Genomic DNA, 1,617 nt, shown 5'->3' on the forward strand with positions numbered 1-1,617 from the left:
GGCACTATCTAGAAATCAAGTGAAATTTGGTTTTTTGTCAGCGAGAAATTATCCTATCCCCGATATTATTGCTAATGTGGTCGCATAAATCGTTATAATTTGATTCGATCAAAATAGATTTATCAAAATAGATTATAAATTAATATCTATATTTTAAAAAATTTCGTTGGCTATAACTATGGCGTTAGATGCGGTTAGCGGTGCTGAATCTTTTAACCCGTATCTAGAAAAGGAATGAACATAAAGAATGCATCGAGTAGCGTCTTTTGAGGTCTTCCAAAGACTCCGGCTTTCTTCAGCGCAGAGAGCTTTATCTGCTCTTTGATTCCAAGTTCCTCTAACTGCTTTTTTCTATGAGTCTTGAGGCTTGCTGAATAGAAATTTTCTATAGGATTGTTTGTAGCTGGAGCATTATCGACAAAGTAAAACGCTGTAAGATTTGGCCAAAGCTCTTCGATTTTCGCCAGTCTTTTTCTTACAGATATCATGAACGAGTCAGATTGCATCTTTAAAATTTTAAAATTATTTAAAGCTTCATAATAATCTCTTTGTTTAAGGTTTTTGTTTTCCCTTCTGCGTTTCAACTCCAAATCTCGGACGAATTTATGAAATGCGTTCTTTGCCTCCTTAATCCAGGACTTATATTCCTTGTCGCTTCTCTGTTTCATGGTTTTCTCTTCTTCGATCAAGCAGGAAAGAAACTCTATCTCAGGCTCACGATCATAAAATATATTAAGCAATCTGTATTTAATTAATTCCTGTTCAATGCTCGTTTTTCGAGGAAAATCATTGACTATGAGCTTATTCAAATGGAGCAAACAGAATTGATGGATGACCTTATTACCGAAAACTCTTTTAAAAATATCACTGTATCCTCGGTAGAGATCTGTGACAATAAATATCTGCTTTTGGGTATCAAGATTTCTTCGAAGGAAACTTTCGATAGTATCGGCGTCTTTTGAATCATAAAGTTCATCCGCGATTACTTGCCTTGTTACCGAATCAAGGAGTGTCAAGCGATACTTTTGGTTTCGACCTGCCTTGGGATGTTGCTCATCATAATGCACAAACTGGATATTTTTGACCGGAGGGATATCCATCTCATCAATCGCGCACTGGACCATGTTCCGGATAGTATCTTTATCCCGAGGATATAGATAGCCCATTATCGATTCTATCACTTCATAAGATACGTGGTTAAGCCTCAGACGAGTGCAGATTTCCGTGATAATCCCTAAGAAGTCTGCCTTTAGATTGACCCAGAAGTCTCGATTTTCTTCAGTTGACTTTCCGCAAGCGCCACATAAATATTTCCCGACGTTTGCCCCTCCGAGATGTCTCTTCTGGCAGGTGTTAAAACCATTATGGCTCATTGGATGGCCACATTCGGGACATAATGGCGGCACTATTTTCCGAAAAATACCGCTCGCAGTAAATTCAAAGTCGTTTGAGTAATCCTGGAAGATATTTGAAAGCATTTCACGATACGGAAAATTTATCAAGCTTAATTGCATCTCAGTCATTGTAGGGTCACACAGGGTACATGATTATCATAATATTAATAATTTGTGATAGAATGTGCCCTGCCTACATCACTTATTTAGGAGCTTGTGCCCA

At 37.8% G+C, this 1,617-nt stretch carries 1 protein-coding gene; it reads right to left on the bottom strand.

Going from position 1 to position 1,617, the window contains the following annotated elements; genetic code table 11:
- Positions 1-212 precede the first annotated feature (212 nt).
- Positions 213-1,523, bottom strand: coding sequence for a transposase (locus BP727_RS04050; protein WP_013718952.1), 1,311 nt, complete (start codon positions 1,521-1,523; stop codon positions 213-215).
- Positions 1,524-1,617 lie beyond the last annotated feature (94 nt).

Source organism: Methanosaeta sp. UBA356 (assembly GCF_002496465.1).
Classification (GTDB): domain Archaea; phylum Halobacteriota; class Methanosarcinia; order Methanotrichales; family Methanotrichaceae; genus Methanothrix; species Methanothrix soehngenii.

Excerpts from the sequence above, each read along its gene's own strand:
- BP727_RS04050 (WP_013718952.1), bottom strand. The coding sequence starts at position 1,523 with ATGACTGAGATGCAATTAAGCTTGATAAATTTTCCGTATCGTGAAATG.